The 291-nt window shown below is 46.4% G+C and carries 1 protein-coding gene; it reads left to right on the top strand.

Annotated features, from left to right (window positions below):
- Positions 1 to 291, top strand: a 291-nt coding sequence (locus V0R37_RS21910; RefSeq protein ID WP_420376533.1) for a hypothetical protein, incomplete at both ends; no start/stop codon positions are given.

The following is a 291-nucleotide window of genomic DNA, read 5'->3' as shown; positions in this document are numbered from 1 at the left end:
AGATGCTAATGCGACTTTAATCTTAGACTATTTTAAAAATACGACCATTCTCGGCGCAGAAATGGGGCGTTTTGGTACAGCTAACCAAGCCCCATATGGCGGTAATGATTTTCGATCTTCACGGGGTTACCCAGGTAACTTTATCGTCAATGGTGTGACACGAATCGATCCTGGTTGTCCGACTGAACAGGCTTTTGGGCAAACCTGTGTTTACGATTATGGTCCAAGCATTATGGCCGTGACACCAGCTGAACGAGTTGGCGCCGTGTTACAAGTCAGTCAGAACCTAAG

Source organism: Pollutimonas rozaliensis (assembly GCF_048751585.1).
Taxonomy (GTDB): domain Bacteria; phylum Pseudomonadota; class Gammaproteobacteria; order Burkholderiales; family Burkholderiaceae_B.
Note: the sequence above shows the minus strand (reverse complement) of the source record. Positions and strands in the feature narration are given on the sequence as shown.